The following is a 25,735-nucleotide window of genomic DNA, read 5'->3' as shown; positions in this document are numbered from 1 at the left end:
CGCGCAGCGCCAAAACGTGAATTTCTAGTGTAACTTATAATAGATGGAGTAGATGAGGAGATTTGTATGCGTGAATTTGGTTTAGCCTTTAATCGGCATTTTGAACGATGGATGTTTATTCTTATTCCAGGCTCTTTAATTTTTGGTTTTATATTCGCGCGGCAGTTGCAGCCGTATATCGAGACGGTGCCTTATCTATTCGCTTATGTGACTTTAACGATGGCTATTGGCTGCGGCCTTGGACAATTGCGCGAGGTGATGAAGAGGCCTGGGATTATGGCTTTGACCTTCGTCATAGCTCATGTCATATCTCCGCTTGTCGCTTTCGGTCTTGGATCGCTTGTATTTGGTGCGGATTCGCCATATGTGGTTGGTCTCGTTTTGTTTACGATTATTCCGATCGGAGTATCGACGGTTTTATGGGTTGGGATGTCAGGCGGGAGTGTACCGCTTATGCTGGCAATGGTGGTGCTGGATTCAGCGTTAAGCCCGCTTGTCGTGCCGGCAGGCATCCATCTCTTTTTTGACTCAGCGGTTGAGGTGAAGGCAGGGCCGATCATTATTGATCTGCTTATCATTATTGTGCTGCCAACCATTATTGGTGTCGGGCTTAATCAAATGAGCCGCGGACGCATTCAAAATGCTGTCGCACCCTACACATCGCCGCTCTCGAAGCTATGCTTCGTTGCTGTTGTTTCATTGAATGCTTCTGCAATTGCGCCGCATCTAGACAAGCTGAAGCAGGATATGGTGCTGTTGATACCGCTAGTTGTTGTGCTGGTTGGCCTATGCTATGCCTTTGGTTATATAGGAACAGCGAAGCTTCGCAATTATGAGCAGCAGGTGACGGTTTCCTATGCGACAGGAATGCGGAATATTTCACTTGGTATCGTGCTTGCTCTCGGTTATTTCAGTCCGCTTGCAGCAGTTCCAGTCGTGCTGTCGATCCTTATCCAGCAGCCGCTTGCAACGGTGCATCATTATGTTTTACAAAAACTTAATAGAAACAAAGCTGGCGAAAGTCCAGTACCGCATGTACGATAAACGTTGAATGCAAGCTTCGCAGCATGACTGCGAATGATGCACCGTTGCAAATCGAAGACAGTGAGGACACAGGGAGTGAATGGGATGAATAGCTTTCGGACCAGGCTGACGCTAATTATGATTGTCATGATCGCCTTATCGGTTAGTGCAGCAGGGTTATTTATGGTTAAAACGTTTAAAGAAACCCATATCGAAGCTCTTGAGGACAATATGGTGCGCGAGATGCAAATCATTTCGGCAAAAATGGAATGGAAGTCTGGAGATTTACCATCGCTATACTCCTATTATTCAAAAGAAGCAAAGGAACTGAAAGGTTATACAGGCTCTCGTGTTACGTTTATTCGCAATGATGGGACGGTGCTTGGAGATTCGGATACAGATCCGAAGGAAATGGAAAACCATTTGGACCGAATGGAAATCCAAGAGGCGCTGGAAACCGGAACCGGCAGAGTGATACGGGCGAGCAGTACAACGAAGCAAAATATGATGTATGTGGCCATTCCCGTTGACATTGTGCCAGGTCAAGCTCCGGATGTCATTCGACTGTCAATGAGCTTGAAGGAGGTTGAGGAGAGCATTCGTCGTTTAACGATGCTTCTTGTCGGCGGGCTATTGGTGCTCTTTCTAATTGCGGCTTTAATTAGCTTCCGTCTCGCTCTTGGCCTCACAAGGCAGCTGGAGCAAATCACGAAGGTTGCTAAACGCATTAAAAACATGGATTATCTTGCAAGAGTAAATGTAACGAAGCAGGATGAAATCGGTGAGCTTGGTAACGCTATAAATGCGATGGCAGATAGCCTGCAGATTCAAATGACAAGAATTCAGCAAAATGAGAACCAGCTTGAGAGTGTACTTGATAATATGATCAACGGAATTGTCATGATTGATTTCAATGGCAAAATCGTTCTGATGAATAGACGCGCTGAGGAAGTGCTGGGCTTCTCTGCTGGAGAACTGGTCGGCCGCCATTTCGCGGAAGCGAAGCAGCAGTACGAGCTCGCTCAAATGATTCAAGAGGGACTTCAGAGCAAGGTGCATATGCGCGAGGAGATTACGTTCTATTTTCCAGAGGAGAGGCTGCTGGAGCTTAATCTGGTGCCTATTCATCGCGAGAGCAAGGAATTTTCTGGCGTGCTGCTCGTACTGCAGGATGTATCAGCCATTCGCAGATTGGAGCGTATGCGCAGTGAATTTGTCGCGAACGTCTCGCATGAGCTGAAGACGCCGATTACGGCTGTTAAGGGCTTCGCAGAAACCTTGCTTGGCGGTGCAGTAAATGATGAAGAAACCGCACGTTCGTTTTTGCAAATTATTTATGATGAGAGCGACCGACTTAACCGATTGATCGGCGATATATTAGAGCTGTCCAAAATCGAATCACGCCGTGTTCCACTCGTATTCTCACCCGTAGAGGTGACCTCATTTGTCGATAAATCGATTAAGCTCATGCAATCCGAGGCTGATCGCAAAAATATTACGATTAGCCTTAATGTCGAGCCAGGCTTGTATGTCGAGGCTGACGAGGATCGACTGCGTCAAATCGTTATGAATCTGCTCTCTAACGGCATTAATTATACGGCGGAGGGAGGACGGCTTTCCTTAAAAGCGGAAGGGCGCGGCGAGGATTATATTCGAATTGAAATTAGCGACACCGGCAGCGGTATTCCAAAGAAGGATTTGCCTCGTATTTTTGAAAGGTTTTATCGGGTGGATAAAGCACGTTCGAGGAGCTCAGGCGGGACGGGACTTGGCTTATCTATTGTTAAGCATCTAATTGAGCTGCATAAAGGAACCATATCGGTAAAGAGTGAGGTTGGTATTGGCTCAACGTTTACAATTGAGCTGCCTGTCCTCCAGTAGAAAAAAAGATTTACCTATTCTTAACGAAACCGTGATACACTATTTTTAAATGTCATAAATACGCGGATGCGGCGCCTTAAGGGCGCTGCTTCTCGCTGGGTTGGAGGATCTATGTCTCAAAAAGTGCTAGTTATTGAAGATGAACCGACATTAGCAAGGCTTTTGTCGTACAATTTGACCCAAGAAGGCTATGAAACGACTGTTATCGATCATGGCGGCGAAGGCTTGCAAATGGCTTTGCAGCGCAATTTCGATTTAGTTATTCTTGATATTATGCTGCCAGGCATGAATGGATTCGAGATATTGAACCGGCTGCGCCAAAATGGCGTCAGAACACCGGTCATTATTTTGACCGCTCGCAATGCAGAGGAAGAGGTCGTACAAGGCCTGAAGCATGGGGCTGACGATTATATTACGAAGCCGTTTGGCGTTGCAGAGCTGCTTGCGCGTGTATCAGCGGTACTGCGGCGGACGCAGCTGGACGACAGCAAGCCGATTGAATCGACGGAGAAGGTTATAACTGCCGGTGAGCTTTCCATCTACCCAGAGAAATATGAGGTCATCCTAAATGGAGAAACGATTCCGCTTAGACCGAAGGAATTTGAGGTGCTGCTCTACTTGGTCCAGCGGCCAGGCATGGTCATTACTCGTGATGATCTGATGAACGTTGTATGGGGCTTTGATTATATCGGCGGTCAGCGAACGGTTGATGTTCATGTAAGCTCGCTTAGGAAGAAGCTGGAGCTTGGTCAGCAATCGGTTCAAATTGAATCTATTCGCGGCGTCGGCTACAAGCTCGTTATGCCAAAAAAGCTCGTTACCCCCAAGTGATCGGGAGGCGAGCTTTTTTCTAATTGTTTAGGCGCTATTGTCGATTCCACAGGAGCATTTTGCGCTGATATTGCTTCGGTGAGCAGTCATTGTATTTTTTGAACATTTTATAAAAATGAGCCATATTCGGCATCCCGATTCGCTCGCCAACCTCCGAAATGCTTAAATCCTTCGTTAGCAATATCCGTTCGGCCCACTTGATCTTGCGATAATTTACATATTCCGTAAACGACAGACCGATCGTTTTCTTGAAATATTTCACGAAATAATAGTAGCTCATATTAGCAATCTTGCAAACCTCTTCGACTTGAATGCGATCCATCAGGTGGCTTTCGATAAAGTCGAGCACAGGCTTTAAGCGAATCCGGTCAAAATTATCCTGCTCAATGAGCACATTCCGGCTGTCATGACGGAGCAAGAGCAGCAGAATCTGCTTAATGAGAACACTGACGGCAAGCTCATAGCCCGTCTCCTTATGCGTAGCTTCGTCAAGCAATTGCTTAATATAGGAGGCAGCTTGCTGCTTCACGGCACTATTTTCCTCAAATATATAATTGGCTTTGCTAAGCGGCATTTGAGTTTCTGAGAAATAGCGCATATAAGGAATCGTGCTTTGATCAAAAAATGGCTCCAGATCGAATTGAAGCACGATATAATCGATGATATTATGGCTGCGATCGCGATGCAGCTCGGAGGCTCCGATCAGCATGACATCACCTGTAGTCAGATGGAAGCTCTCCTCATCCACATAAACGTCGAGATTCCCTTCAAGAATAAGGAGGAGCTCGAGCTGTTTATGGTAATGCCAGTTCGTAAAGCCTTCTAAATCGCGCATCGTTTGAAAAATTCGCAGCGAAAGCAACGGGTTTTCATATGCGACTTTTTCATTTATAACTTCCAAATTAGAGCTTCCCCCTTGGTGCTGCATGACAATATCCTTATTGTAGTTAAAGGATTCGCCATTAGCAATATGGAGATGCACATAACAAAATAATTTGTATATTAGTGTTACAATAGAAGCATGGCAAGTACTCGGAAAGATAGAGAGAGAGGGCTGGAAACTGAATATGGCACGAGATTCGATGTTGGATTTGGGACTAAAAGATATACTGCTATTGGATCGGATGAATGAGCTGAATGAGATCGATCCGTTATATGCCTTTGCTTTGGATGAGCTGCTATGCAGAAACACAGGACAAGGCGGACCGGCGATCTGTCATATATGGCGTCATCCGAGAGCGTTTATTATGGGCCTGCGAGACAGCAGGCTGCCTGGCGCAGCTGAGACCGAGCGACAGCTGCAATTAGAGGGCTGGTCTACGGCTGTCCGCAACTCTGGCGGAGCTGCGGTGCCGCTGGATTTGGGTGTTATTAATATTTCGTTGATTATGCGAAAGCCAGCGGTAGATTCCTTTCATTTTCATAGCGATTTCGAGAAAATGTACGGACTTATTAGTTATGCGCTGAAGGAAACGGGCTGTCGAGTCGACAAAGGGGAAATTCAAGGGGCCTACTGCCCTGGAGAATTTGATTTGAGCATTGCTGGTTATAAATTTTGCGGCATTGCCCAGCGGCGCCAAACTCATGCTTTTATCGTCCAAGCATTTATTGTAGCAGAAGGCTCGGGGCAGGAGCGGGCGAGCCTCGTTCGTTCCTTCTATGACAAGGCAGCGGACGGGGAGGCTTCTGGTGAATATCCATTAGTGCTTGAAGAGAGCACAGCCAGTCTGCAGCAGCTCACCGAACTCGGAGAGGGAGCCGGCCAAACCTTTGTAAATGCCGTCAAACGACTCATCATTTCGCAGCAAACAGAGAGCGGCATGCAGGAGGCGCAGGAGAAGCTGGTTATGCCTAGCTCTGAACAGATTATCGCCATGGCAAAGGTGCTGCGGGAGAGGTATGCTGTTCAAGCGTGAGATGGCAGTTCTTTACATAGGCACATCGTTTACATTCTGATCAGCTAATGCTCCGATTTTCGAATGATTTGATTAATAACCTCAGAGAATATGAGACCAATCGCAATCGCACCGGAGATCATAAAGGCTTTGACGGATAGCTGTACTGCGATGTCATAGTTATCGATAACGACGTTGCGCATGGCATCATAGGCTAGACCGCCGGGAACCAATGGGATGATTCCTGAGACGCTAAAGACGATAATCGGCATTTTGTACAGCTTCGAGAACAGCTGGCTGATGACGGTGACGACGAATGAGGCAATCAGCGTAGCGGGTATAGCGTCCAAATGGAGCTGCGTGCATGTAACATAAATAAGCCAGCCGATCATGCCAACAGCGCCGCAATGAACAAGCATCTTCTTCGGTGCATTGAAGATAAGACCGAAGGCGGCAGAAGCAATAAAGCTTGTAAAAAGCTGTTCGAGCATCATCAATGTGAGATACCTCCGATCCTATTAATAGAAAGAGAGCACGGCAGCAATGCCGGCACCGATGGCGAAAGCTGTGAGAAAGGCTTCTGCACCCTTCGACAGCCCCGATACTAGATGGCCTGCCATCAAGTCTCTTACTGCAGCAGTAATGTGCAAGCCAGGCACAAGTGGCATAAGCGAGCTGATAATAATTTTGTCCAAATCATATCCGAAGCCTGCAATGACAAATAAAACGGACATTGTACCAATGAGCAAGGCGGTAATAAATTCAGAAAAAAACTTAATCGGCACGATGCGGTGAATCAGCGTCAGAAATCCGAAGCCAGCTCCGCCGATGAACAGGACGGGAAGAAAGTCGCGCCAGCCTCCCTGGAACATAATAAGGAAGCAGCTGCTTGCTAAGGCGGCTGCGATTACTTTTAACCAAGCCGGATAAACGTAAGCATCAGTATCAATGCGCAGCAGCAGGCGGTGAGCTTCCGAGGCACTCAGTTTATCTGTCCATATTTTTCTGGAAATATCGTTAACCAAAGCTACTTTGAGCAAATTAGTCGAACGGTTGGAAATTCGAATGAGCTTAGTCATCTGCGAGGAGCCGTCGATAGCGAAAATAATGCCGGTAGGTGTCACAAAGCTATGTGAATTCTGAATACCGTAGGCTGCCGCTATACGCATCATCGTATCCTCAACACGGTAGGTTTCTCCCCCGTTTTGCAAAATGATTTTCCCAGCCAGCAAACAGACTTGACTTATCTCATGTGACATGATGAATGAAACCTCCCGGTTTAGTTATCTCATACCGTGTATTTTCTTGAATTGCTCCGGGCTTAGCCCTTCAAGCTGTCGGAAGACGGAGCTGAAATAGCTCGGCGAATCGAAGCCGACACGCTGCGCGATTTCGTGCATTCTAATATCGCCCTCGCGGAACATTAACTCCTTGCTGCGATTCACCCGCTCTCGGTTGACGTAGGCCATGGGTCTCATTTTTAATGCTTTTTTGAAAAGCAAGCAAAGATATTGAGGGGTAACGGCGATGCAGCCAGCCAGATCCTTTATCGTAATGAGCTCATGATAATGCGCATCAATATATTGAAGGACAGGCTGCAGCTTCAGATAATGCTGTTCTATGGAGTGAGAGCTTACAAGAATAACCTTCATCAAATCAAGCAAAAACATGTAAACCAGCTTCGAGCATTCGAGTCCGAGAAAGGGTCGGCCGGATTGCGTCATCGCATATATATTTTTCATATGGGTAACTATCATATCATGATCAGCTGTAGAATAAACACCAGATTGTGTAATGCCTGCCTGCTGGAACAATTCCTCGACTAAGTCTCCTCTAAAGCTCATCCAAATCAATTCCCAAGGCTCCTGTGTAGAATAGTAGGCATGCTGCTCGTTAGGAAACAGGCAAAAGCCCTGCCCTGCTCGGACAATCATCGTCTGATCGCCAACACGAAGCTCGCCGGCGCCTGCCAGCACCTGCAGCCATTGAAAATGCGGATACCCGCTTTGACGATCAATCGCCTCCTGATTGCTCCAATGTCCGGTGCTGGTCAAATATACCGGAAGGGCAGTATCCGTCTCGGTTAGCGTAGGGAAAACCATCGTATCCATATCAGACACCTCCAGTTTCATATTTTTAAAGACATGCGAATATACTGTTATATAGTTGAACCTATGAACGAGTTATAATATGAATATCATTATAGTATAACCAATATACGCTGCAAGCAAGATGAAACTGGAGGTTGTTGACATGAGTTTGAAATTTCCCCCGTTAAGTACAAAAATACCGCAAATGCTGCATGGTGCAGATTATAACCCGGATCAATGGCAAAAGTATCCTGAGGTGCTGGAAGAGGATATTAGACTGATGAAGCTTGCTCATTGCAATGTGATGTCGGTTGGTATATTCGCATGGATGGCTTTGGAGCCGGAGGAAGGCGTATTTACTTTTGATTGGCTGGATACGCTTCTAGATAAATTTGCTGCAAACGGAATCTTTGCTTTTCTGGCAACACCAAGCGGAGCACGTCCAGTATGGATGTCGCAAAAATATCCCGAGGTGCTGCGCGTTGCTCCAACTGGCATCCGCAACCTGCATGGCGCTCGTCATAACCATTGCTTCAGCTCGCCTGTATATCGTGAGAAAGTAACGATTATGAATACGAAGCTCGCTGAGCGTTATTCTGACCATCCTGCCGTTATCGGCTGGCATATCTCTAATGAATACGGCGGAGAGTGTCATTGCTCGTTTTGCGAGGAATCTTTCCGCGAATGGCTGAAAAATAAATATAAAACGATTGATGCACTAAACGATGCGTGGTGGACAACCTTCTGGAGCCACACGTATACGGATTGGAGCCAAGTGGAATCACCTACTTCGCGCGGCGAGAATGCGGTTCACTGCCAAAATGTGGACTGGAGAAGATTCGTAACCGATCAAACGGTAGATTTCTGCCGCAATGAGATTTCACCGCTTCGCGCAGTGAATAGCGAGCTGCCGATTACAACGAATTTCATGCTTGATTTCGAGCCCCTTAACTATTGGAAATTCACAGAGCTGCTGGATGTTATTTCATGGGATGCTTATCCAACTTGGCATGACAACCATGAAGATGACAGCGAGCTCGCGGCGTGGATTGGCTTCAACCATGATGTTTTCCGCACACTTGGCGGAGGCAAGCCATTCATGCTGATGGAAAGCACGCCAAGCATGACCAATTGGCAGCCTGTCAGCAAGCTGAAGCGTCCCGGCATGCATATGCTCTCGTCTCTTCAAGCGGTTGCGCATGGCTCCGATACGGTGCAATACTTCCAGTGGCGCAAGAGCAGAGGCTCAAGCGAGAAGCTGCATGGCGCTGTAGTAGATCATGTCGGCCATGAGAATACGCGCGTGTTCCGTGATGTTGCTGAGCTGGGCTCGACACTTGAGAAGCTGAGCGAGGTCGTCGGTACGACAGTCAAGCCTGAGGTTGCGATCATTTATGATTGGGAGAACCGTTGGGCAGTGAAGGACTCGCAGGGTCCACGCAATGGCGGTCTTCATTATGAAGAAACGGTCAAACGCCATTATCGTCCATTCTGGGATCTAGGCGTGCCGGTTGATATTATTGATTCGGAATGCGAGCTTGATCAATATAAGCTGCTCGTGGCTCCGATGCTTTATATGGTTCGTCCAGGCGTTGGCGAGCGAATCGAGCGTTTTGTTGAAAATGGCGGCATCTTTGTGGCAACCTATTGGACAGGTATTGTTGATGATAAGGATCTATGCTTCCTATCGGGCTTCCCTGGACCGCTTCGGAAGACGCTGGGCATTTGGTCGGAGGAAATCGATTCCCTGCATGATCATGATACGAATCGTGTCGTATTGAAGGACGGCAATGTGCTTGGTCTGAGCGGTGAGTACACTGCACGCGAACTATGTGATCTGATTCATCTGGAAGGTGCAGAGGCGCTTGCCGTATATGGCGACGATTTTTATGCTGGACGTCCTGCATTGACCGTAAATAAATTGGGATCAGGTAAAGCCTACTATATCGCTTCACGAAATGATGCTGTATTTACGAATGATTTCATAGCTAGCCTTGTGAAGCAAGAGGGGATCAAGCGTGTGCTGGATGTGGAGCTGCCAGAGGGCGTTACCGTTCAATTGCGGACAGATGGCCATAGCGACTTTGTATTTGTATCCAACTTTAGCGGGAATGATGCTGTAGTTGCACTTGACGACCGCAGCTACACTGATTTGTTAACGAGTGATGCAGTCGCTGACAGCCTGGAGCTTTCTGCCTACAGCTGTCGCATTTTGAAAAGAGAATCGAAATAAGTATTTGAATAGGAATAACAAAAAGCTGATTGAAGCGCACACCAACGGTGCATTTCGATCAGCTTTTTTTTGCAATTTCACCACAAAAAATGTCGAATTTAATATAGCGATAACAATTCTATCTACTCCTGTTAATGCTTTGGACCTATAGTAATGGAAATAGGAAATAGAAGGAAGGATGAGGCGGAGTGACATCAACTATTCTGGTTAAAGAAAAAGATCTGATTGAAACCCAAATTGTACAGGCTGAAGCACACAAGCGAGCTGAAGGTACTGACGAGCAGGTGCGATTGCAGCATTTCTTGCGTCAAGCACCGACGATTACTGCAGAGCAAACCTGTAGGGAAACGATTGGTCATTTTAAAAAAAATCCAGATTCTGAATGTCTTGTCGTCATAGATGAGAAAGGAGAGCCGCTAGGCTTGATGATGCGCAATCGTTTTTTCTTAAAGCTTGGTCATCGCTTTAGTGCTGACTTGTATGATGACAAGCCGATAACGAAGCTAATGGATACATGCCCGTTGATCGTGGATGATCATTTCTCGCCGCAGCAGCTTATCGATCGTGCATTAAGTCGTGATGAGAGTGTGCTCTATGACTGCGTTATCGTAACCTCAAAGGACAAGCTGGCGGGCATATTGACGGTTTCGGACATGCTGGGACTGTCCCGTCAGCTTCAGCAGAAAGCGGTTGATGCGCAAATGAGCGTCATTCGTTCTGCGGAGCAGCGTGTGGATGAGATCGCACAAGCAGTCACTACCGTTCGAAAGTCGACCTTGCAGGGGGAATCGCTGTCGATAGAGATGGTTGATTTAACGCTATCGGGCAAAAACGAGCTGGATAAAGTAACGAAGGCGTTTGGCACGATTGCGAGCAACGTGCAGCAGCAGGAGAAACGAATGATTGACCTGCAAGCGGAAGCCGGCTCTATCAGTAAAGTATCGCTTTTAATAAAAGAACTGGCGGAGCAAAGCAATTTACTTGCATTAAATGCTTCTATAGAAGCGGCGCGTGCCGGGGAGCATGGCCGCGGCTTTGCAGTAGTAGCGAGCGAGGTTATGAAGATGGCGAGCCAAACGAAAAATTTTGCTAATGAAATCACGATTCTAACGCGAACGATCGTTGATGCCATATCGCAATCGACTGCGCTTGCGCGTGCGGGGCATTCGGAGACAACAGCGAGCGAAGCACATGTAAGCGAGGCAGGCGAGGTGTTTAATCGTTTATTCCGAGCGGCAGCTGATAACCGAAATAGCGCGAAGCAGATCGGCGTCTTATCCGAGCAGGCGCATCAGCAATCTCTTCACGTCGCCAGCGAAATGAAAAAATTGCAGCAATCATATTTTTAACATGGAGTTTACAAAAACAGAATACGAGGTTTACAAACGGCTAGTAGTATAAGAGGCACAGGGGCGATGGCCCTAAGAGATACTAAAAGAGGAGTGGTAGAGTTGTTAAAGAAAAAAGGCTTTAAGGGGATCTTGATGTTGTCGATGGTGGTGCTGCTAGCTTTTACGGCTGCATGCGGAAATAATACAAACGGTGGAAATAGAGGTTCGGAAAATACGGGCTCGTCTACGAACACAGCTACAAACGCACCGACGAATGAAACCGTAAAATTGTCAGGCGAAATTAAAATCGACGGTTCAAGCACAGTATTCCCACTTACAGAGGCAGCGGCGGAAGAGTTCAACAAAGAACATAAAGACGTACGTGTTCCTGTCGGTGTATCCGGTACAGGCGGCGGCTTCAAGCAGTTCTGCGCAGGAGAGATTGCAATTGCAGATGCTTCAAGAACGATCAAGGACGAAGAAGCAGCAGCTTGCGTATCCGCTGGCATTGAGTATACAGAGCTTTCAGTAGCATTTGACGGCTTGTCCGTAGTGGTAAGCAAAGATAATGACTTTATCGATCACTTGACGGTTGAAGAGCTTAACAAAATTTTCATTACAGGCAGCACTGTTGCTACTTGGAAAGATGTTCGTGATACTTTCCCAGCTGAGCCAATCGTGATGTTCTCACCAGGCGCTGATTCCGGAACTTATGACTATTTTAATGAAGCTATTCTTGATAAAGAAGGCATTCGCAACGATAAAGCAATCAGCTTCTCTGAAGATGATAATGCGCTTGTACAAGGCGTAGCAGGCAGCAAATACGGCATTGGATACTTCGGCTTTGCTTACTACGAAGAGAACCAAGATAAATTGAAGCTTGTACCAGTAGATGGCGGAACAGGTGCCATTTCTCCAACTTATGACACGATTAAAGACGGCACCTATGCACCATTGTCTCGCCCGCTCTTCATCTACGTAAGCAACAAAGAGCTTGAGCGTCCAGAAGTTAAAGAATTTGTACACTTCTACATCAACAACATTGGAACCTATGCAGGCGAAGTTGGTTATGTAGCTCTTCCAGACGAGCAGTATGCAACGGAAGCGGCAAAAATCTCATAAGAAGCAACACGCTGGATGCAAAAATGTGGTGTCTCGAGGGACATCACATTTTTCACGGCACATATGTAAATGAATTGTAAAGGCAAGAAGGGGGACGCCGCAATGCCAGGCCAAGGATTACAAACGGTCAGCAATACTCAAACAGGCAGCAAAGAAAACTATGATTTCAAAAATAAACGGGTAAGCATCATGAATAAAGTGATGCCCATCATACTGTTTCTATGTGCTTCGGTATCTGTACTTACGACCATAGGAATTGTTGTCACGCTCATCACGGAAACCTATCAGTTCTTTCAGAAAATACCGATCTTTGATTTCTTGTTTGGGACAAAATGGTCACCGTTAATCCCGCCAAAAAGCTTCGGCGTTTTACCGCTCCTGTCAGGAACGTTAATGATTACGTTAATTGCTTGTTTAGTTGCTATTCCTCTAGGACTTGCAAGCGCCATTTATCTTTCAGAATATGCGCCGAAGCAGGTTCGGAAAATCATTAAACCGATTCTCGAAGTGCTCGCTGGCGTGCCAACGATCGTATATGGTTATTTTGCTCTAAGTCTGGTTACGCCATTTATTCAAAGTATTTTTCCCAGCGCTGGTATTTTTAATGCACTGAGCGCCGGTGTCGTTGTCGGCATCATGATTATTCCTATGGTGTCCTCACTCAGTGAGGATGCGATGTCTGCAGTGCCGCGCAGCCTGCGCGATGGCGCTTATGCGCTTGGCGCTACAAGGTTTGAGGTTGCTTTGAAAATCGTTGTGCCGGCTGCCTTCTCAGGTATCGTAGCTTCAGCTGTACTTGCCTTCTCCCGAGCAATTGGCGAGACGATGATCGTTACGGTTGCTGCGGGTTCAACGCCTAATATGACGATTAATCCGCTCGAGAGTATTCAGACGATGACCGCTTATATCGTTCAGGTCAGTCTCGGGGATACACCGCACGGAACGATAGAGTATGGATCGATCTTCGCGGTCGGCATGACGCTGTTCGTCATTACGTTCCTGCTCAATATTCTTGCCCAGTATATCGCAAGAAAATTCAGAGAGGAGTACTAAGATGAACATATTTCAAGATGCAAACCGCAAGCAAATCGCGAATAGACGGAGAACGGATTGGATGCTCCATATATTGTTCGTCGTTGCGACCTCCATTGGCGTACTTGCGCTCTGCGCATTAATCGTAGATATATTAATTGATGGGATAGGCCGTCTTCAACCGGATTTATTCACGAACTTTCCGTCACGCAAGGCGGATGGCTCCGGCATGAAGTCAGCGCTCGTTGGTTCGATATACATGCTGCTAATCATGGCGCCTATCGCCTTTGTTTTTGGAGTCGGAGCAGCGATTTATCTCGAAGAGTATGCGAAGAAGGGCCGAATCACTCGCATTATTCAGCTTAATATCAGTACGCTTGCCGGCGTTCCGTCGATCGTTTACGGTATTTTGGGATTAACATTGTTCGTTCGTCTCTTATCGCTTGATCGCAGTCTAATTGCAGGCGCGTTAACGATGACACTGCTTGTGCTTCCTATTATTATTGTATCCGCGCAGGAAGCGATTCGCGCAGTTCCCAAATCCCGCCGCGATGCTTCATTTGCGCTTGGCGCAACGAAGTGGCAGACCGTATCCCGTTCCGTTATGCCCGCGGCTATGCCGGGCGTATTGACGGGTGTAATACTCGCTATGTCTCGTGCGATAGGCGAGACAGCACCGCTAGTCATGATCGGAGCATTAACTTACGTTGCCTTTTTGCCCAATGGTCTTAAGGATTCGTTTACCGTTATTCCTATTCAAGTGTACAACTGGCTCTCCAAGCCTCAGCTTGAGTTCAAGGAGCTCGCAGCCAGCGGTATTATCGTCCTGCTTGCGCTTCTGCTGCTAATGAATTTCTCAGCTATTTTGCTTCGCAATAAATATCAGAAAAATCTTTAAAAAGAAGAGCAAGCGGGAGCCCGCACACTTAGGAGGAAAACGTAATGGAAGCACTTATTAATATTAACAAATTGAATTTGTTTTACGGCGCTTTCCACGCTTTGAAGGATGTATCGCTAACGATTCCCGAGAAAGCGATCACGGCGTTTATCGGACCATCAGGCTGTGGCAAGTCGACACTGCTTCGTACACTGAACCGTATGAATGATATGATTCCAGGAACTCGCATCGAGGGCGGAATCGCCATCGGCGGCACCGAAATTTATTCGAATGAAGTGGACGTAGAGACGCTTCGCAAAAAAGTAGGCATGGTGTTCCAGCAGCCCAATCCATTTCCGAAATCAATCTATGATAACGTCGCTTATGGTCCACGTCTGCACGGCATTACAAGCAAAAGCGAACTGGATGAAATTGTTGAAACAAGCTTGAAATCAGCTGTTTTGTGGGAAGAGGTTAAAGATCATCTAAAGCGCTCGGCTTTCGGATTGTCTGGAGGACAGCAGCAGCGTCTATGCATCGCTCGTGCGCTTGCGGTAAACCCGAATATTTTGCTTATGGATGAAGCTACTTCGGCGCTTGACCCGATCTCTACGCTCAAAATCGAGGAGCTAGTTCAAGAGCTGAAGGATAAGTATACGATTGTTATGGTTACTCACAACATGCATCAGGCAGCACGCGTTTCGAACCAAACCGTGTTTTTCTTAAATGGCGAGGTTATCGAATATTCGGATACAGAGAAGCTGTTCTCCAATCCGACGGATCAGCGCACAGAGGATTATATAAGCGGACGATTTGGCTGAGCCATTTGAAGTATGATCTAGGCTAGTTTGACCAACCATTAGGAGGAATGCCGTTGTGATGACGACTCGCAAGGAATTTGATGCTGGACTTGAACAGCTTCATAACCTGATTATCGAAATGGGTACATTTGTGGAAAATGCGCTTGTCGAAGCAATGGAGGCGCTGAAGTTAGTCGATGTTGCTCGTGCGCAAAAAGTCATTGATAATGATCCATCTCTGAATAAATTGGAAGAAAAAATTACGGAGATTGGCTCAAAGCTGATTGCTACTCAGCAGCCGGTTGCAAAGGATTTACGCCGTATTTTGTCTGCATTCAAAATCGCTAGCGATTTGGAGCGGATGGGTGATAATTCTGTAGATATCGCCAAGGTCGTCCTGCGCTTGGAAGGACAGGAGCTTATTAAACCGTTAATTGACTTGCCGCGGATGGCAGAGATCGTACAGCTGATGACGTATGAATCGATCCAATCCTTTATTCAAGAGAACGTAGATCTGGCTTACAAGATGTCCAAGGATGACGATAAGGTAGATGCGCTGTATGGACAAATTACTCGTGAGCTCTATTCACTAATGATGGAAAATCCACGCAACATTACACAATCCTCATTGCTTAGCTTCGTCGGTCGTTATCTAGAGCGGCTTGGCGATCATGCGACCAACATCGGCGAGAGCGTCGTCTATCTCGTAACAGGGAGCAGACCGGATTTGAACGTATAGCTTTAAATGTAGAAAATGTGGACCGTCTAAGTAGTGAATAAGCTTAGATGGTTCTTTTTAATATGAATATGTGCTGAAGGCGATGCTATTGTCGATCGAGGGGATTCGGATGGATGAGGTTGGGGTTGGATTATTCAATCGAGATATGATCCGCAGCTTGAAGGAGCGCTGGCATGAGGGGGGCGTCGGCGTTGTTTATGTTCGCTTCTACATGGGAAATGCAGCCTCGGAGGCTGTTCTGCAGCTATGGGAAAACGAAGAGCAGAACATTTTTTGGCGTCAACGTCTGGAATCGGAGTTTTTCTATTTAATCGCTAGACTGCCAGATGATGAACCAATTGATAAGCTAACCGAGAAAGCACTGGAGCGTTTGAAAAACAAGCTGCGAACAGCTTGGGCCAAGGGAGCAAGCAAAGCGGATGCAGTTGCAGATGCCGAGGTAAGTCTTGGTTCAGCCACGGCTCATCCACCAGCTATGGGGCGCTCCTCGGAAACCGTTATTTTCCGAATGCTGATGGATGCCATGGAGCAAAGTGCTTATAATTTATCGCTTGGGATTGGTCAGCAGGCAAACAAGCCGGATAGGCTGCACGGCAATTATGGACTTGATGAGCAGATGCCCAATGCGCAAACGATGCAGCCTCAGCTTCATGGAAAGAGCGTTAGAATTGGGACACTAGCTGCTCCGTTTCCGATTTTCCCTGCCAGAGCAAGAGTATCAGAGGTTGCTTATTTATTTGATACGAATGCCAAGGCGCAGGGGGCCGTTATCGTTGATCAAGGACGGCCGATTGGGATTTTAATGAAAGAAAAGCTTCATCAAATGCTCGCAGGACAATTTGGATTGCCTCTTTATTGGAACAGGCCTGTAGAGCGAATTATGAACAAGCAGCCGCTGATCGTTGATGAACAGCTGCCCGTAGAGCTTGTATCTCAGCTGGCAATGGCCAGGGATTTCTCTCAGCTCTATGACGTAGTCCTGATTACCAAAGAAGGACAGATGGCAGGAGCGGCCTCCATCCGCTCGATACTGGAGTGTATGACAACGCTGCGGACAGAAGCGGCAAGAACAGCTAATCCACTCACAGGTTTGCCTGGCAATGAGGAGATTCAGCATGAGCTGCAGCGCCGCATTGGACAAAAAAAGCCGTTCGCAGTCATTTACGCGGATCTTGATTATTTTAAATGGTATAACGATTTTTTTGGCTTTGGTCTGGGTGATGATCTGATTCGCTATGTTGCAGATCTACTGCGCCGGGAAGTCGGTCCGCACGGCGTCGAAGGGGATTTTGTCGGGCATATCGGCGGTGATGATTTCATAATGGTGACATGCGCAAAATCGGCGGAGCGTCTATGCCAATCGTTAATCATCAGATTTGAAGAGGGAATTAAAGCTTTTTATGGCGGGGTTGAAGTAACGACAGTTGAAGATCGACATGGCAACCTCATTGAGCAGCAGGGCGTGACGCTCTCTTTGTCGCTCATGCTGTGGGACGGCGAGGTGCCGCTGGCAGCGGAGGATATTCCGAGATTAGCAGCTAAACTGAAGAAGCAAGCCAAGGCGCTCAAAGGAAGTGTCTATGTCATGGATCAAATAACAGGAATGCATCATGGAGGGGAACGAGCGTAACGTGAGACAACTTCAGGAATTAAAGCAGCTAAAGGACGAAGGAGACGGGTCTCCAAGCCATCTCGGCATGATTTATATGTCATGGGAGATTTCCACTGCCAATCAGAGGGGCAGCGTTGCTGCTTTCCAGCAGCAATGGCGCAGTTTTGTCGAGAGCGAAGTGGAAGCATTATTCAGAGACTCCGCTCTGTATGAAGGTATGGTTTGGATAAAAGGGGATCTGTTTATTCACATCAGCCTGCCGGCTGGATGCCCATCATTTCTAGAGGGATGGCTGCTTGAGTTTGCCCATAAGCATACAGAGGCGTGGGAACAGCAATTTATACATAGAGTAAATCACGAGGCTAAGCTTCAAGAAGAGGGATTGCTTCACGTTGGTGTTGCAGTCTCTGAAGCGGACGGGGCTATAGCAGATGAGCTGAGTCGGTATGGTGTGATGAAAAAGGCGGTTTTGCACGGTCAAACCGCTGGCGCGATGAAACGAAGCTTGAAGCGTCGGGCACTCGAGCGCATGATCAGGAAAAAGCTCATCTATCCTGTTTACCAGCCGATTGTGTCACTGCGCAGACCAGGTGAAATCTTTGGTTACGAGTCGCTGACGCGGACAGAGGATCGAGAGTGGTTTCCAGGACCTATGGAGCTGTTTCAATTTGCCGAGCAAGAAGGGTTAACCTACGCGCTCGACAGGCTGGCAAGAGAGAAAGCGATAGACGGCTGTATTCCGCTCAAGGAGGAGCAGAAGCTGTTTATAAACGTCATGGCGCAAATTATGGAGGATCCTAGCTTCTCTCCAGGGCAGACGCTTAGCCTGCTTGAGCAGCATCAACTATCGCCGCATAAAGTCGTATTTGAAATAACGGAACGAAGCTCGATTGCCGATTTTGGGTCGGTGAAGCGAGCACTGGAGCATTATCGAAGCCAAGGCTATCAAATTGCGATAGATGACGTAGGCGCAGGTTATTCGTCGCTGCAATCGATCATTGAGCTTCGTCCGGATTACTTGAAGGTTGATCGGTCTATTATTCAAAACATCGATCTCGACGAGATGAAGGAGCATATTCTGTATACCTTAATCCAGCTGGCAGCCAAAATGGATATTGCGATTATCGCTGAGGGGATCGAGCGCGAAGAGGAGCTTGCCAAATTGCGTGAAATGGGAATTGATTATGCACAAGGATATTTGTTAGGCAGACCGGCTGCATTTGGTTAAATGTCAGGATCATAAATGGAAAAGGGCTTTCCTTTTAGCGGCGATGCTTGGGAAAAGCCCTTTTTGTGGTATACTTAGCGGTATCAATGTTACATAAAGAAGGTGTTGATTCCCTATGGAAAAATGGATGCTAATTGATGGAAATAGTATTGCATATCGCGCGTTTTTCGCAATGCCGCCGCTCACTAATTCTACTGGCCAGCATACGAATGCGATATTTGGTTTTACAACGATGCTGCTTAAGCTGCTCGAGCAGGAGAAGCCGACCCATGTGCTTGTCGCGTTCGATGCAGGCAAAATCACATTTCGCCACGAAGGCTACACCGAATATAAAGGCGGAAGACAAAAGACGCCGTCCGAGCTGTCAGAGCAATTCCCAGTACTTAAGGAGCTGCTGCATGCGTTCAGCATTGCGCAGTTCGAGCTTTCCGGCTATGAGGCTGATGACATCATCGGCACATTGACAAAGGCAGCTGATGAGAAGGGCGTCGAGACGATCGTCGTTACTGGCGATAAGGACATGCTCCAGCTTGCTTCAGACAAGGTGACCATAGCCGTTACTAGGAAAGGCGTCAGCGAGGTCGATATTTATACACCAGCAGCGATTCAAGAAAAATATGGCCTTGTACCGATGCAAATCATTGATTTAAAAGGTCTAATGGGCGATACGTCCGATAATATTCCTGGAGTGCCGGGCGTAGGCGAGAAAACCGCGTTAAAGCTGCTGCATGAGCATGGCTCAGTGGAAAGTGTTCTAGAAAACTTGGACAAGCTGAAGGGCAAGCTGAGGGAAAATATCGAGAATCATAAGGATGACGCCACGATGAGCAAGAAGCTGGCGACGATATTCCGCGAGGTGCCCTTTGAGAAGAGCATGGAAGAGCTTCGTTACGATGGCTACGAGGACAAGAAGCTGGCGGATGCCTTCCGCAAGCTTGAATTTAAGTCTCTTATCGAACGGCTGCAGCTAGGCGAGGATGCAGGCGATATGGAGGAGCAGGCGCAGGCTGCGGCGGCGGAGCTGAATATCCAGCTCATTGAGTCAGAGCAGGATGCTGCTGTATTGGAGCAGCTGCTCGCGCTGCTTGCTCAGTCAGACAAAAATGGGCTGTATGTGGAAGCGATAGGTGAAAATCCTCATCATGCTGAGCTGATCGGCCTCGCGATTGCTACTGAATCTGCCGTATTTGCGTTTCCATACTCGGTATTGAAGCAGCCGTTCGCTGCTGGGCTCCGGAGCTGGCTGGAACAAGCGGACAAGCCGAAGTACGGCTTTGACCTACATAAAATTGAGCTTGCGCTCAAGTGGAGCGGGATCAGCTTTGAGGGTTCAGCTTTTGATGTTCAACTAGCAGCCTACTTGCTTGACCCAACTGAAGCGAGCCAGACGCTAAGCGGAATTAATGATAAACAAGGGCTGTCTATCTTGCCATCTGACGATTCGGTTTATGGCAAAGGCGCAAAATTCAAAGTGCCTGACGCTGAGACCTTATATCGGCATTTGGCGCTCAAAGCAGAAGCGGTTCGCCTGCTTGTTCCGTTATTAACGGAGGAGCTTAGCAAGACGGGAATGAGCAAGCTTTATTTTGACATGGAGCAGCCATTGTCCCGCATTCTTGCAGGTATGGAGTTTCTGGGCATTAAGGTTCAGAAGGAAGAGCTGGAGGCGCTAGGACGCGATCTTGAGCGGCAGCTAACGACCATCATTAGTGACGTATACAAGCATGCTGGCACAGAGTTTAATATTAGCTCGCCTAAGCAGCTTGGCGACATATTGTTCGATAAGCTCGGCTTGCCTGCCAAGAAAAAGACAAAAACAGGCTACTCCACAGACGCTGAGGTGTTGGAGGAGCTAGCACCCTATCATGAGATCATCCCGCTTATATTGCACTATCGCCAGCTCACTAAGCTGCAGTCCACCTATGTAGAGGGACTGCTCAAGGAGGTGCGCAAGGAGACGGGGAAGGTTCACACCTATTATCGGCAAACGATCGCGGTAACAGGCCGGTTAAGCAGTCAGTTTCCTAACCTGCAAAATATTCCGATTCGCCTTGAGGAAGGGCGTCAGATTAGAAAAGCTTTTGTTCCGTCTGAGCCAGGCTGGTTTATTCTTGCAGCCGACTACTCGCAGATCGAGCTTCGCGTACTGGCCCATATTGCTAATGATGAGAATATGAAGGAAGCGTTCATTCAGGATATGGATATCCATACGAAGACCGCGATGGATGTATTCGGCGTGACGGCTGATCAAGTAGATTCCAATATGCGGCGTTCCGCGAAGGCGGTTAACTTCGGTATTGTGTATGGCATCAGCGATTTCGGACTTTCTCAGAACCTCGGCATTACGCGCAAAGAGGCTGGCAAATTCATCGAGGACTACAAGGAAGTTTTCAAGGGCGTCCGTCAATATATGAGTGATATCGTTTTACAAGCTCGCCAAGATGGTTACGTGGCGACGATGCTGGAGCGAAGACGTTATTTGAATGATATTAATGCTTCCAACTTTAATCTGCGTTCCTTCGCAGAGCGTACGGCAATGAATACGCCGATTCAAGGAACTGCGGCAGATATTATTAAGCTAGCGATGGTGCATATGGATGCGGCGCTGCGCGAGAGAAATTTGAAGAGCCGCATGCTGCTGCAGGTACACGATGAGCTCGTGTTTGAAGTTCCTGCGGATGAGCTTGAGCTCATGAAGACGCTCGTGCCCGAGGTCATGGCCGGAGCGCTTAAGCTGGACGTTCCGCTGAAAGCGGATATGAGCTACGGTGACAATTGGTATGAAGCAAAGTAACCCATTTACGGGCGATTTCAGGTATAATGGTTGTTGAGGTGAGGAGAAATGCCTGAACTGCCAGAGGTAGAGACCGTAAAACGAACATTAATCGAACTTGTAGCGGGAAAACGAATTCAATCGGTATCCGTTAGACTCCCGCGTATTATACAGCGTCCAGTAGAGCCTGAACAATTTGCGGATGCCCTTGTCGGACATACGATCGAAACGGTTGAACGGCGCGGCAAATTTTTGAGAATTATTTTGGATGGATTGGTTCTTGTATCGCATTTGCGCATGGAAGGGCGCTATGGTGTATTTCCTTCTGAGGAGACGGTGGAGCGTCACACGCATGTGATCTTCCATTTTGAAGATGGGACGGATCTGCGTTATAAGGATGTGCGCCAGTTCGGCACGATGCATCTATTCAAAGTAGGAGAAGAGCTTGCGCTGCCTCCGTTAAACAAGCTGGGCATTGAACCGCTTGAGCCTGGCTTTACGGTGGATGTACTGCGCAGCAAGCTTGCGAAGCGAGCGTCTAAAATTAAGCCGCTGCTGCTCAATCAAGAATATATTGTCGGGCTTGGCAATATCTATGTCGATGAGGCTTTGTTCCAAGCGCGTATTCATCCGGAACGCACGCCGAATACACTTAAGCCAGCAGAATGGAAACGACTGTACGAAGCGATTCGTGCAACATTGGAGCATGCAGTAGAAGCGGGTGGATCATCCATTAAATCTTATGTGAACGGGCAAGGCGAGATGGGCATGTTCCAGCATCAGCTGCTCGTTTACGGCAAGAAGGATGAGCCGTGTCCAGCTTGTGCAAGACCGATCCAAAAGTTCACGGTCGGAGGCAGAGGAACGCATATTTGCAGTAAATGCCAACCGTTTGCAGACGCTAAGGCATTGAAAGCATAGCAGGAAAAAAAGGCAATTAAATCTCGACAAGCACAGACAAATACTCCCCGCATATGATAAGTGTGTTACGGTCATTAGGCGGATGACTACTCGCAGCGATTTTGGTGAGTGGTGCAGCCGCTGTGCGGGGAGGGACTTAATAATTGTTCGCGCATGTTGTTTCTCTATTAGTGCTTGCGTTTGCCGTTAGTTTAGATGGATTTGGTGTCGGTGTTACGTATGGATTGCGGCGAATACGAATTCCACTGCTCTCTGTTATCATTATCACTTTGTGCTCTGGTCTCATTATTTTTTTGTCGATGCAGGTTGGCGGCTGGCTGACTGGATTTCTTACCGAGTTCGTTGCGCGTCTTATTGGGGCATGCGTGCTCATCCTGATTGGTTGCTACGCACTGCTGCAGCTTAGACGCGGGAAGCAAAATAATGAGATCAAAGAGGGTACAGGGCAATCTGATCAACAAAGAACAGCGGAGCGGAGTACGAAGCCGCAGGCCCAAGAGATCGCCAGCACAGCGCTTGTTGTCATGGTAGAGCTGAAGCGTCTAGGGCTTGTCATTCAAATTCTTCGGACACCACAAGCGGCAGATGTCGACAAATCAGGTACGATATCCGCATCGGAAGCCGTTATGCTAGGAGTTGCGTTGTCGCTGGATGCGTTTGGAGCAGGTCTTGGAGCCGCATTGATTGGATTGCCTTCCTTATTGACTGCTTTGACGATCATGGCAGCCAGCGCATTGTTTCTCGTAGGAGGCATTCGATTTGGCTTTCGGTTCTCTGCTTGGCGAGGCATGCAAGCATTATCTATCGTGCCAGGTGTATTATTAATTGCGATGGGAATTATGAAGCTGTTATAAATTGAGGTGAAATGGATGATAATCGGATTAACCGGCGGTATTGCCAGCGGTAAAAGCACAATCGCACAAATGCTCGTAGAACGCGGTGCACTGCTGGTCGATGCCGATCAAGTTGCAAGGGAAGTCGTTCTTCCGGGTGAACCAGCATTAGAGGCGATTGCCTCTACGTTTGGACAAGCTGTATTGGAAGAGGACGGTTCGCTTAACCGAAAGGCACTTGGGGAGATCGTATTTAAGGACAAAGCCTCGTTAGCGAAGCTTGAAGCGATTACCCACCCTGCTATACGCTCAACTATGCAGAATCGATTACATAGCTATTCGGAGCAGTTTCCTAACCGTTTAGTCGTTGCGGATATACCGCTCTTGTATGAAACGAAGCAGGAGAACCTATATGAGGGTATAATGGTTGTATATGTTCCAGCTGAGGTACAGCATGCACGTTTAATGGAACGCAATCAATTGTCTGAGGAAGAAGCCCGCCGCCGGGTAGCACTGCAAATGAATATTGAGCAGAAGCGTCAAAAAGCGGATTGGGTGATTGATAATAGTGGGACTTTTGAACAGACAGAGATGCAGGTACAGCAATTTATGAAAAGCCAGAGCTTGCTATGAGAGTACTGCAGAAGAAAAGAGTTCTGCTCATACTGCTGCTCGGTCTTATGACTATTTTGTTTCTTAAATCAGATTGGCTCGCCGTTTGGATGTATCCTGTGCACTTTAAGGAAGACATTCGTGCAAGCGCCTCAAATTACGGCGTGGAGCCTCATTTGGTAGCTGCGATTATACGGAGTGAAACCAATTATAAGACAGGTAAGGATTCGAAAAAGGGCGCGCTTGGACTCATGCAAATAATGCCAGAAACGGCTGATTGGGTTGTGCAAAAGGCTGGCTTTAACGAGGTAAATGAGGACATGCTTCGAAATCGTGCGGATGTCAGCCTTCAGGTCGGCTCATGGTATTTGAAATCTTTGGATCAGCAGTTTGATCAAAATAAAGTTGCAGCTGTAGCTGCTTACAATGCTGGCCCTGGAAACGTTCGGAAATGGCTTGACTCGGGTGTATGGGACGGTAAAATGGAATCAGTAAAGCAAATTCCATTTGGAGAAACCAGACATTATGTAAAACGGGTATTCTACTACTATAATAAGTACAAGGATCTATATCCGAGCCTCTAATTTGCTGCTTTGCACCAACAACAACGAAAACAATATGAAGCCTTGGAAGCCCGCCACTTCGTGGGCGGGCGTACCAAAGCTTCCGTTATTCATACAACAAGTAATTAATCATTATTTGTATTGACCTGCAAGAGATTGCTCGGCAATTTGTACCAGGCGACGGGTAATAGATCCACCGATCGAGCCTGCGTCTCTTGTAGCCATGTTGCCGTAGTATCCGTCTTGCGGAATTGCGATGCCTAGCTCTTGAGCAACTTCATATTTCAATTGATCAAGGGCAGCTGTCGCTTGTGGCACTACCAGTTGGTTACTGCTGCGGGATGCGCTCATGTATGTTCACCTCCTTGCGGTTGGTAAAAGTATTATGTGCAAAAATCAAAACTTCATTACAGGAATTAGTTGGAAATCAAAAATATTTAAGAATGCCCGTTTTCAGAGGCTTTTGAAATATAGGTAAGTGTGAATTTTGCATTCATACTCCGCCTATACTTTGGGAAGAAATTTCTTGTCCTTAGATGAGGACGACGTAGTCGTTTCTTCTTACAACCCAGAAAGGAGGCTGACGCAGCATGAAATGTCCATATTGCGATTTTGCCGGAACAAAAGTATTGGATTCCAGACCTGCAAACGAAAACAAATCGATTCGTCGACGCCGTGAATGCGAAAAATGCAGTCGGCGCTTCACTACCTTTGAAATGATTGAAGAAACGCCTCTGATTGTGATCAAAAAAGATGGCAGCCGTGAAGAGTTTAGCCGAGACAAAATATTGCGTGGTCTTATCCGCGCCTGTGAGAAACGTCCTGTGCCAGTTGAGCGCTTGGAGGTAATCGTATCTGAGGTGGAGAAGGAGCTGCGCACAACGGCGCATGCCGAGGTAGACAGCAGCGATATCGGTTCGATTGTCATGAATGAGCTTTATCCGGTCGACGAGGTAGCTTACGTCCGTTTCGCATCCGTATATCGTCAATTCAAAGACATCGATATGTTCATGAAGGAGCTCAATAATCTGCTCTCCAAACACCCGCTGAACGGCATGATAGATAAAGATTGACAGTTCTAGCAACCTTGTGCTAAGATCAATCTTGTCGTCATTTAGTGCTTTAGCTCAGTTGGCGGTCCAGAGTGGTAGGTTACAATTCCCGATAAGAATTGACTACCGACATAAAGAATTACGGGGGCTTAGCTCAGCTGGGAGAGCGCTTGCATGGCATGCAAGAGGTCAGCGGTTCGATCCCGCTAGTCTCCACCAAATCGATGATAATACGCTACCTTCGGGTAGCTTTTTTTTGTGTGGAGATGTAGAGCTGGAATTGAACC

General features: G+C 47.4%; 24 protein-coding genes and 1 tRNA gene. 20 read left to right on the top strand and 5 right to left on the bottom strand.

What is annotated here, in order from left to right:
• The first annotated feature begins 66 nt into the window (after nucleotides 1-66).
• From MHI37_RS21480 to MHI37_RS21470, 3 genes are all read left to right on the top strand, one after another.
• The gene (locus tag MHI37_RS21480; protein ID WP_076339709.1) at nucleotides 67-1,044 is read left to right on the top strand and encodes a bile acid:sodium symporter; all 978 of its coding nucleotides are present in this window, start codon (nucleotides 67-69) and stop codon (nucleotides 1,042-1,044) included.
• 84 nt (nucleotides 1,045-1,128) lie between these two features.
• Complete coding sequence (locus MHI37_RS21475; RefSeq protein ID WP_076339710.1) at nucleotides 1,129-2,904, top strand: ATP-binding protein; 1,776 nt, start codon at nucleotides 1,129-1,131, stop codon at nucleotides 2,902-2,904.
• Nucleotides 2,905-3,015: 111 nt separating this feature from the next.
• A complete protein-coding gene (locus MHI37_RS21470) occupies nucleotides 3,016-3,735 on the top strand; it encodes a response regulator transcription factor (RefSeq protein WP_076339711.1) in 720 nt (239 codons plus the stop codon).
• 34 nt (nucleotides 3,736-3,769) lie between these two features.
• Here MHI37_RS21470 and MHI37_RS21465 read toward each other — a convergent pair whose 3' ends face one another.
• The gene (locus MHI37_RS21465; RefSeq protein ID WP_083676566.1) at nucleotides 3,770-4,636 is read right to left on the bottom strand and encodes an AraC family transcriptional regulator; all 867 of its coding nucleotides are present in this window, start codon (nucleotides 4,634-4,636) and stop codon (nucleotides 3,770-3,772) included.
• A 166-nt stretch (nucleotides 4,637-4,802) separates the two neighbouring features.
• Between MHI37_RS21465 and MHI37_RS21460 the strand changes: the two genes are divergently transcribed.
• Entirely contained in the window at nucleotides 4,803-5,651 is an 849-nt protein-coding gene (locus MHI37_RS21460; RefSeq protein WP_076339732.1) for a ligase, read from the top strand.
• A 44-nt stretch (nucleotides 5,652-5,695) separates the two neighbouring features.
• On the opposite strand, the gene MHI37_RS21455 is transcribed toward MHI37_RS21460, so the two are convergent.
• The 3 genes from MHI37_RS21455 to MHI37_RS21445 are packed head-to-tail and all read right to left on the bottom strand — an operon-like array spanning nucleotide 5,696 to nucleotide 7,741.
• On the bottom strand, nucleotides 5,696-6,124 hold the full coding sequence (locus tag MHI37_RS21455) for a threonine/serine exporter family protein (protein WP_076339713.1): 429 nt from the start codon (nucleotides 6,122-6,124) through the stop codon (nucleotides 5,696-5,698).
• A 24-nt stretch (nucleotides 6,125-6,148) separates the two neighbouring features.
• The gene (locus tag MHI37_RS21450) at nucleotides 6,149-6,889 is read right to left on the bottom strand and encodes a threonine/serine exporter family protein (RefSeq protein ID WP_076339714.1); all 741 of its coding nucleotides are present in this window, start codon (nucleotides 6,887-6,889) and stop codon (nucleotides 6,149-6,151) included.
• A 24-nt stretch (nucleotides 6,890-6,913) separates the two neighbouring features.
• Nucleotides 6,914-7,741: an AraC family transcriptional regulator gene (locus tag MHI37_RS21445; RefSeq protein WP_076339715.1), complete on the bottom strand. Its 828-nt coding sequence runs from the start codon at nucleotides 7,739-7,741 to the stop codon at nucleotides 6,914-6,916.
• 142 nt (nucleotides 7,742-7,883) lie between these two features.
• Here MHI37_RS21445 and MHI37_RS21440 point away from each other — a divergent pair, with 142 nt between their 5' ends.
• From MHI37_RS21440 to MHI37_RS21375, 14 genes are all read left to right on the top strand, one after another.
• Nucleotides 7,884-9,953 (top strand): beta-galactosidase, encoded by a 2,070-nt coding sequence (locus tag MHI37_RS21440; RefSeq protein ID WP_076339716.1) that lies wholly within the window; start codon nucleotides 7,884-7,886, stop codon nucleotides 9,951-9,953.
• A gap of 188 nt (nucleotides 9,954-10,141) precedes the next feature.
• Complete coding sequence (locus MHI37_RS21435) at nucleotides 10,142-11,302, top strand: methyl-accepting chemotaxis protein (protein WP_076339717.1); 1,161 nt, start codon at nucleotides 10,142-10,144, stop codon at nucleotides 11,300-11,302.
• A gap of 102 nt (nucleotides 11,303-11,404) precedes the next feature.
• The gene (locus MHI37_RS21430; RefSeq protein ID WP_076339718.1) at nucleotides 11,405-12,406 is read left to right on the top strand and encodes a PstS family phosphate ABC transporter substrate-binding protein; all 1,002 of its coding nucleotides are present in this window, start codon (nucleotides 11,405-11,407) and stop codon (nucleotides 12,404-12,406) included.
• Nucleotides 12,407-12,595: 189 nt separating this feature from the next.
• Nucleotides 12,596-13,459 carry a phosphate ABC transporter permease subunit PstC gene (pstC, locus tag MHI37_RS21425; RefSeq protein ID WP_256710712.1) on the top strand — a complete coding sequence of 288 codons (864 nt, stop codon included), beginning with the start codon at nucleotides 12,596-12,598 and terminating at the stop codon, nucleotides 13,457-13,459.
• A gap of 1 nt (nucleotide 13,460) precedes the next feature.
• Nucleotides 13,461-14,336 carry a phosphate ABC transporter permease PstA gene (gene pstA / locus MHI37_RS21420; protein WP_076339720.1) on the top strand — a complete coding sequence of 292 codons (876 nt, stop codon included), beginning with the start codon at nucleotides 13,461-13,463 and terminating at the stop codon, nucleotides 14,334-14,336.
• A 44-nt stretch (nucleotides 14,337-14,380) separates the two neighbouring features.
• Nucleotides 14,381-15,136 carry a phosphate ABC transporter ATP-binding protein PstB gene (pstB, locus tag MHI37_RS21415; protein ID WP_076339721.1) on the top strand — a complete coding sequence of 252 codons (756 nt, stop codon included), beginning with the start codon at nucleotides 14,381-14,383 and terminating at the stop codon, nucleotides 15,134-15,136.
• A gap of 58 nt (nucleotides 15,137-15,194) precedes the next feature.
• Complete coding sequence (gene phoU, locus MHI37_RS21410) at nucleotides 15,195-15,854, top strand: phosphate signaling complex protein PhoU (protein ID WP_076339722.1); 660 nt, start codon at nucleotides 15,195-15,197, stop codon at nucleotides 15,852-15,854.
• 88 nt (nucleotides 15,855-15,942) lie between these two features.
• Nucleotides 15,943-17,484, top strand: a complete 1,542-nt coding sequence (locus tag MHI37_RS21405; RefSeq protein WP_179090327.1) for a GGDEF domain-containing protein — start codon at nucleotides 15,943-15,945, stop codon at nucleotides 17,482-17,484.
• A gap of 1 nt (nucleotide 17,485) precedes the next feature.
• Nucleotides 17,486-18,694, top strand: a complete 1,209-nt coding sequence (locus MHI37_RS21400) for an EAL domain-containing protein (RefSeq protein ID WP_076339724.1) — start codon at nucleotides 17,486-17,488, stop codon at nucleotides 18,692-18,694.
• Nucleotides 18,695-18,809: 115 nt separating this feature from the next.
• A complete protein-coding gene (polA, locus tag MHI37_RS21395; RefSeq protein ID WP_076339725.1) occupies nucleotides 18,810-21,488 on the top strand; it encodes a DNA polymerase I in 2,679 nt (892 codons plus the stop codon).
• 48 nt (nucleotides 21,489-21,536) lie between these two features.
• Nucleotides 21,537-22,388: a DNA-formamidopyrimidine glycosylase gene (gene mutM / locus MHI37_RS21390; protein ID WP_076339726.1), complete on the top strand. Its 852-nt coding sequence runs from the start codon at nucleotides 21,537-21,539 to the stop codon at nucleotides 22,386-22,388.
• Nucleotides 22,389-22,531: 143 nt separating this feature from the next.
• The gene (locus MHI37_RS21385) at nucleotides 22,532-23,242 is read left to right on the top strand and encodes an MntP/YtaF family protein (RefSeq protein ID WP_076339727.1); all 711 of its coding nucleotides are present in this window, start codon (nucleotides 22,532-22,534) and stop codon (nucleotides 23,240-23,242) included.
• A 15-nt stretch (nucleotides 23,243-23,257) separates the two neighbouring features.
• Nucleotides 23,258-23,854: a dephospho-CoA kinase gene (gene coaE / locus MHI37_RS21380; RefSeq protein WP_076339728.1), complete on the top strand. Its 597-nt coding sequence runs from the start codon at nucleotides 23,258-23,260 to the stop codon at nucleotides 23,852-23,854.
• Entirely contained in the window at nucleotides 23,851-24,417 is a 567-nt protein-coding gene (locus MHI37_RS21375; protein ID WP_076339729.1) for a lytic transglycosylase domain-containing protein, read from the top strand. The genes coaE and MHI37_RS21375 overlap by 4 nt, the downstream gene beginning before the upstream one ends.
• 111 nt (nucleotides 24,418-24,528) lie before the next feature.
• Here the strand turns inward: MHI37_RS21375 and MHI37_RS21370 are convergent, their stop codons facing one another.
• The gene (locus MHI37_RS21370) at nucleotides 24,529-24,747 is read right to left on the bottom strand and encodes an alpha/beta-type small acid-soluble spore protein (protein WP_076339730.1); all 219 of its coding nucleotides are present in this window, start codon (nucleotides 24,745-24,747) and stop codon (nucleotides 24,529-24,531) included.
• A 239-nt stretch (nucleotides 24,748-24,986) separates the two neighbouring features.
• Here MHI37_RS21370 and nrdR point away from each other — a divergent pair, with 239 nt between their 5' ends.
• Both nrdR and MHI37_RS21360 read left to right on the top strand, forming a co-directional pair.
• Nucleotides 24,987-25,469, top strand: a complete 483-nt coding sequence (gene nrdR, locus MHI37_RS21365; RefSeq protein ID WP_076339731.1) for a transcriptional regulator NrdR — start codon at nucleotides 24,987-24,989, stop codon at nucleotides 25,467-25,469.
• Nucleotides 25,470-25,591: 122 nt separating this feature from the next.
• Nucleotides 25,592-25,667 (top strand) — tRNA-Ala (locus tag MHI37_RS21360).
• Nucleotides 25,668-25,735: the final 68 nt, after the last annotated feature.

Origin of the sequence: Paenibacillus sp. FSL H8-0548 (assembly GCF_038630985.1) — a bacterium.
Taxonomy (GTDB): Bacteria; Bacillota; Bacilli; order Paenibacillales; family Paenibacillaceae; genus Pristimantibacillus.
Note: the sequence above shows the minus strand (reverse complement) of the source record. Positions and strands in the feature narration are given on the sequence as shown.

Coding starts and splice junctions, on each gene's coding strand:
- MHI37_RS21480 (WP_076339709.1), top strand. CDS start 67: ATGCGTGAATTTGGTTTAGCCTTTAATCGGCATTTTGAACGATGGATG.
- MHI37_RS21475 (WP_076339710.1), top strand. CDS start 1,129: ATGAATAGCTTTCGGACCAGGCTGACGCTAATTATGATTGTCATGATC.
- MHI37_RS21470 (WP_076339711.1), top strand. CDS start 3,016: ATGTCTCAAAAAGTGCTAGTTATTGAAGATGAACCGACATTAGCAAGG.
- MHI37_RS21460 (WP_076339732.1), top strand. CDS start 4,803: ATGGCACGAGATTCGATGTTGGATTTGGGACTAAAAGATATACTGCTA.
- MHI37_RS21455 (WP_076339713.1), bottom strand. CDS start 6,124: ATGATGCTCGAACAGCTTTTTACAAGCTTTATTGCTTCTGCCGCCTTC.
- MHI37_RS21450 (WP_076339714.1), bottom strand. CDS start 6,889: ATGTCACATGAGATAAGTCAAGTCTGTTTGCTGGCTGGGAAAATCATT.
- MHI37_RS21445 (WP_076339715.1), bottom strand. CDS start 7,741: ATGGATACGATGGTTTTCCCTACGCTAACCGAGACGGATACTGCCCTT.
- MHI37_RS21440 (WP_076339716.1), top strand. CDS start 7,884: ATGAGTTTGAAATTTCCCCCGTTAAGTACAAAAATACCGCAAATGCTG.
- pstC (WP_256710712.1), top strand. CDS start 12,596: ATGAATAAAGTGATGCCCATCATACTGTTTCTATGTGCTTCGGTATCT.
- pstA (WP_076339720.1), top strand. CDS start 13,461: ATGAACATATTTCAAGATGCAAACCGCAAGCAAATCGCGAATAGACGG.
- pstB (WP_076339721.1), top strand. CDS start 14,381: ATGGAAGCACTTATTAATATTAACAAATTGAATTTGTTTTACGGCGCT.
- phoU (WP_076339722.1), top strand. CDS start 15,195: ATGACGACTCGCAAGGAATTTGATGCTGGACTTGAACAGCTTCATAAC.
- polA (WP_076339725.1), top strand. CDS start 18,810: ATGGAAAAATGGATGCTAATTGATGGAAATAGTATTGCATATCGCGCG.
- mutM (WP_076339726.1), top strand. CDS start 21,537: ATGCCTGAACTGCCAGAGGTAGAGACCGTAAAACGAACATTAATCGAA.
- coaE (WP_076339728.1), top strand. CDS start 23,258: ATGATAATCGGATTAACCGGCGGTATTGCCAGCGGTAAAAGCACAATC.
- MHI37_RS21375 (WP_076339729.1), top strand. CDS start 23,851: ATGAGAGTACTGCAGAAGAAAAGAGTTCTGCTCATACTGCTGCTCGGT.
- MHI37_RS21370 (WP_076339730.1), bottom strand. CDS start 24,747: ATGAGCGCATCCCGCAGCAGTAACCAACTGGTAGTGCCACAAGCGACA.
- nrdR (WP_076339731.1), top strand. CDS start 24,987: ATGAAATGTCCATATTGCGATTTTGCCGGAACAAAAGTATTGGATTCC.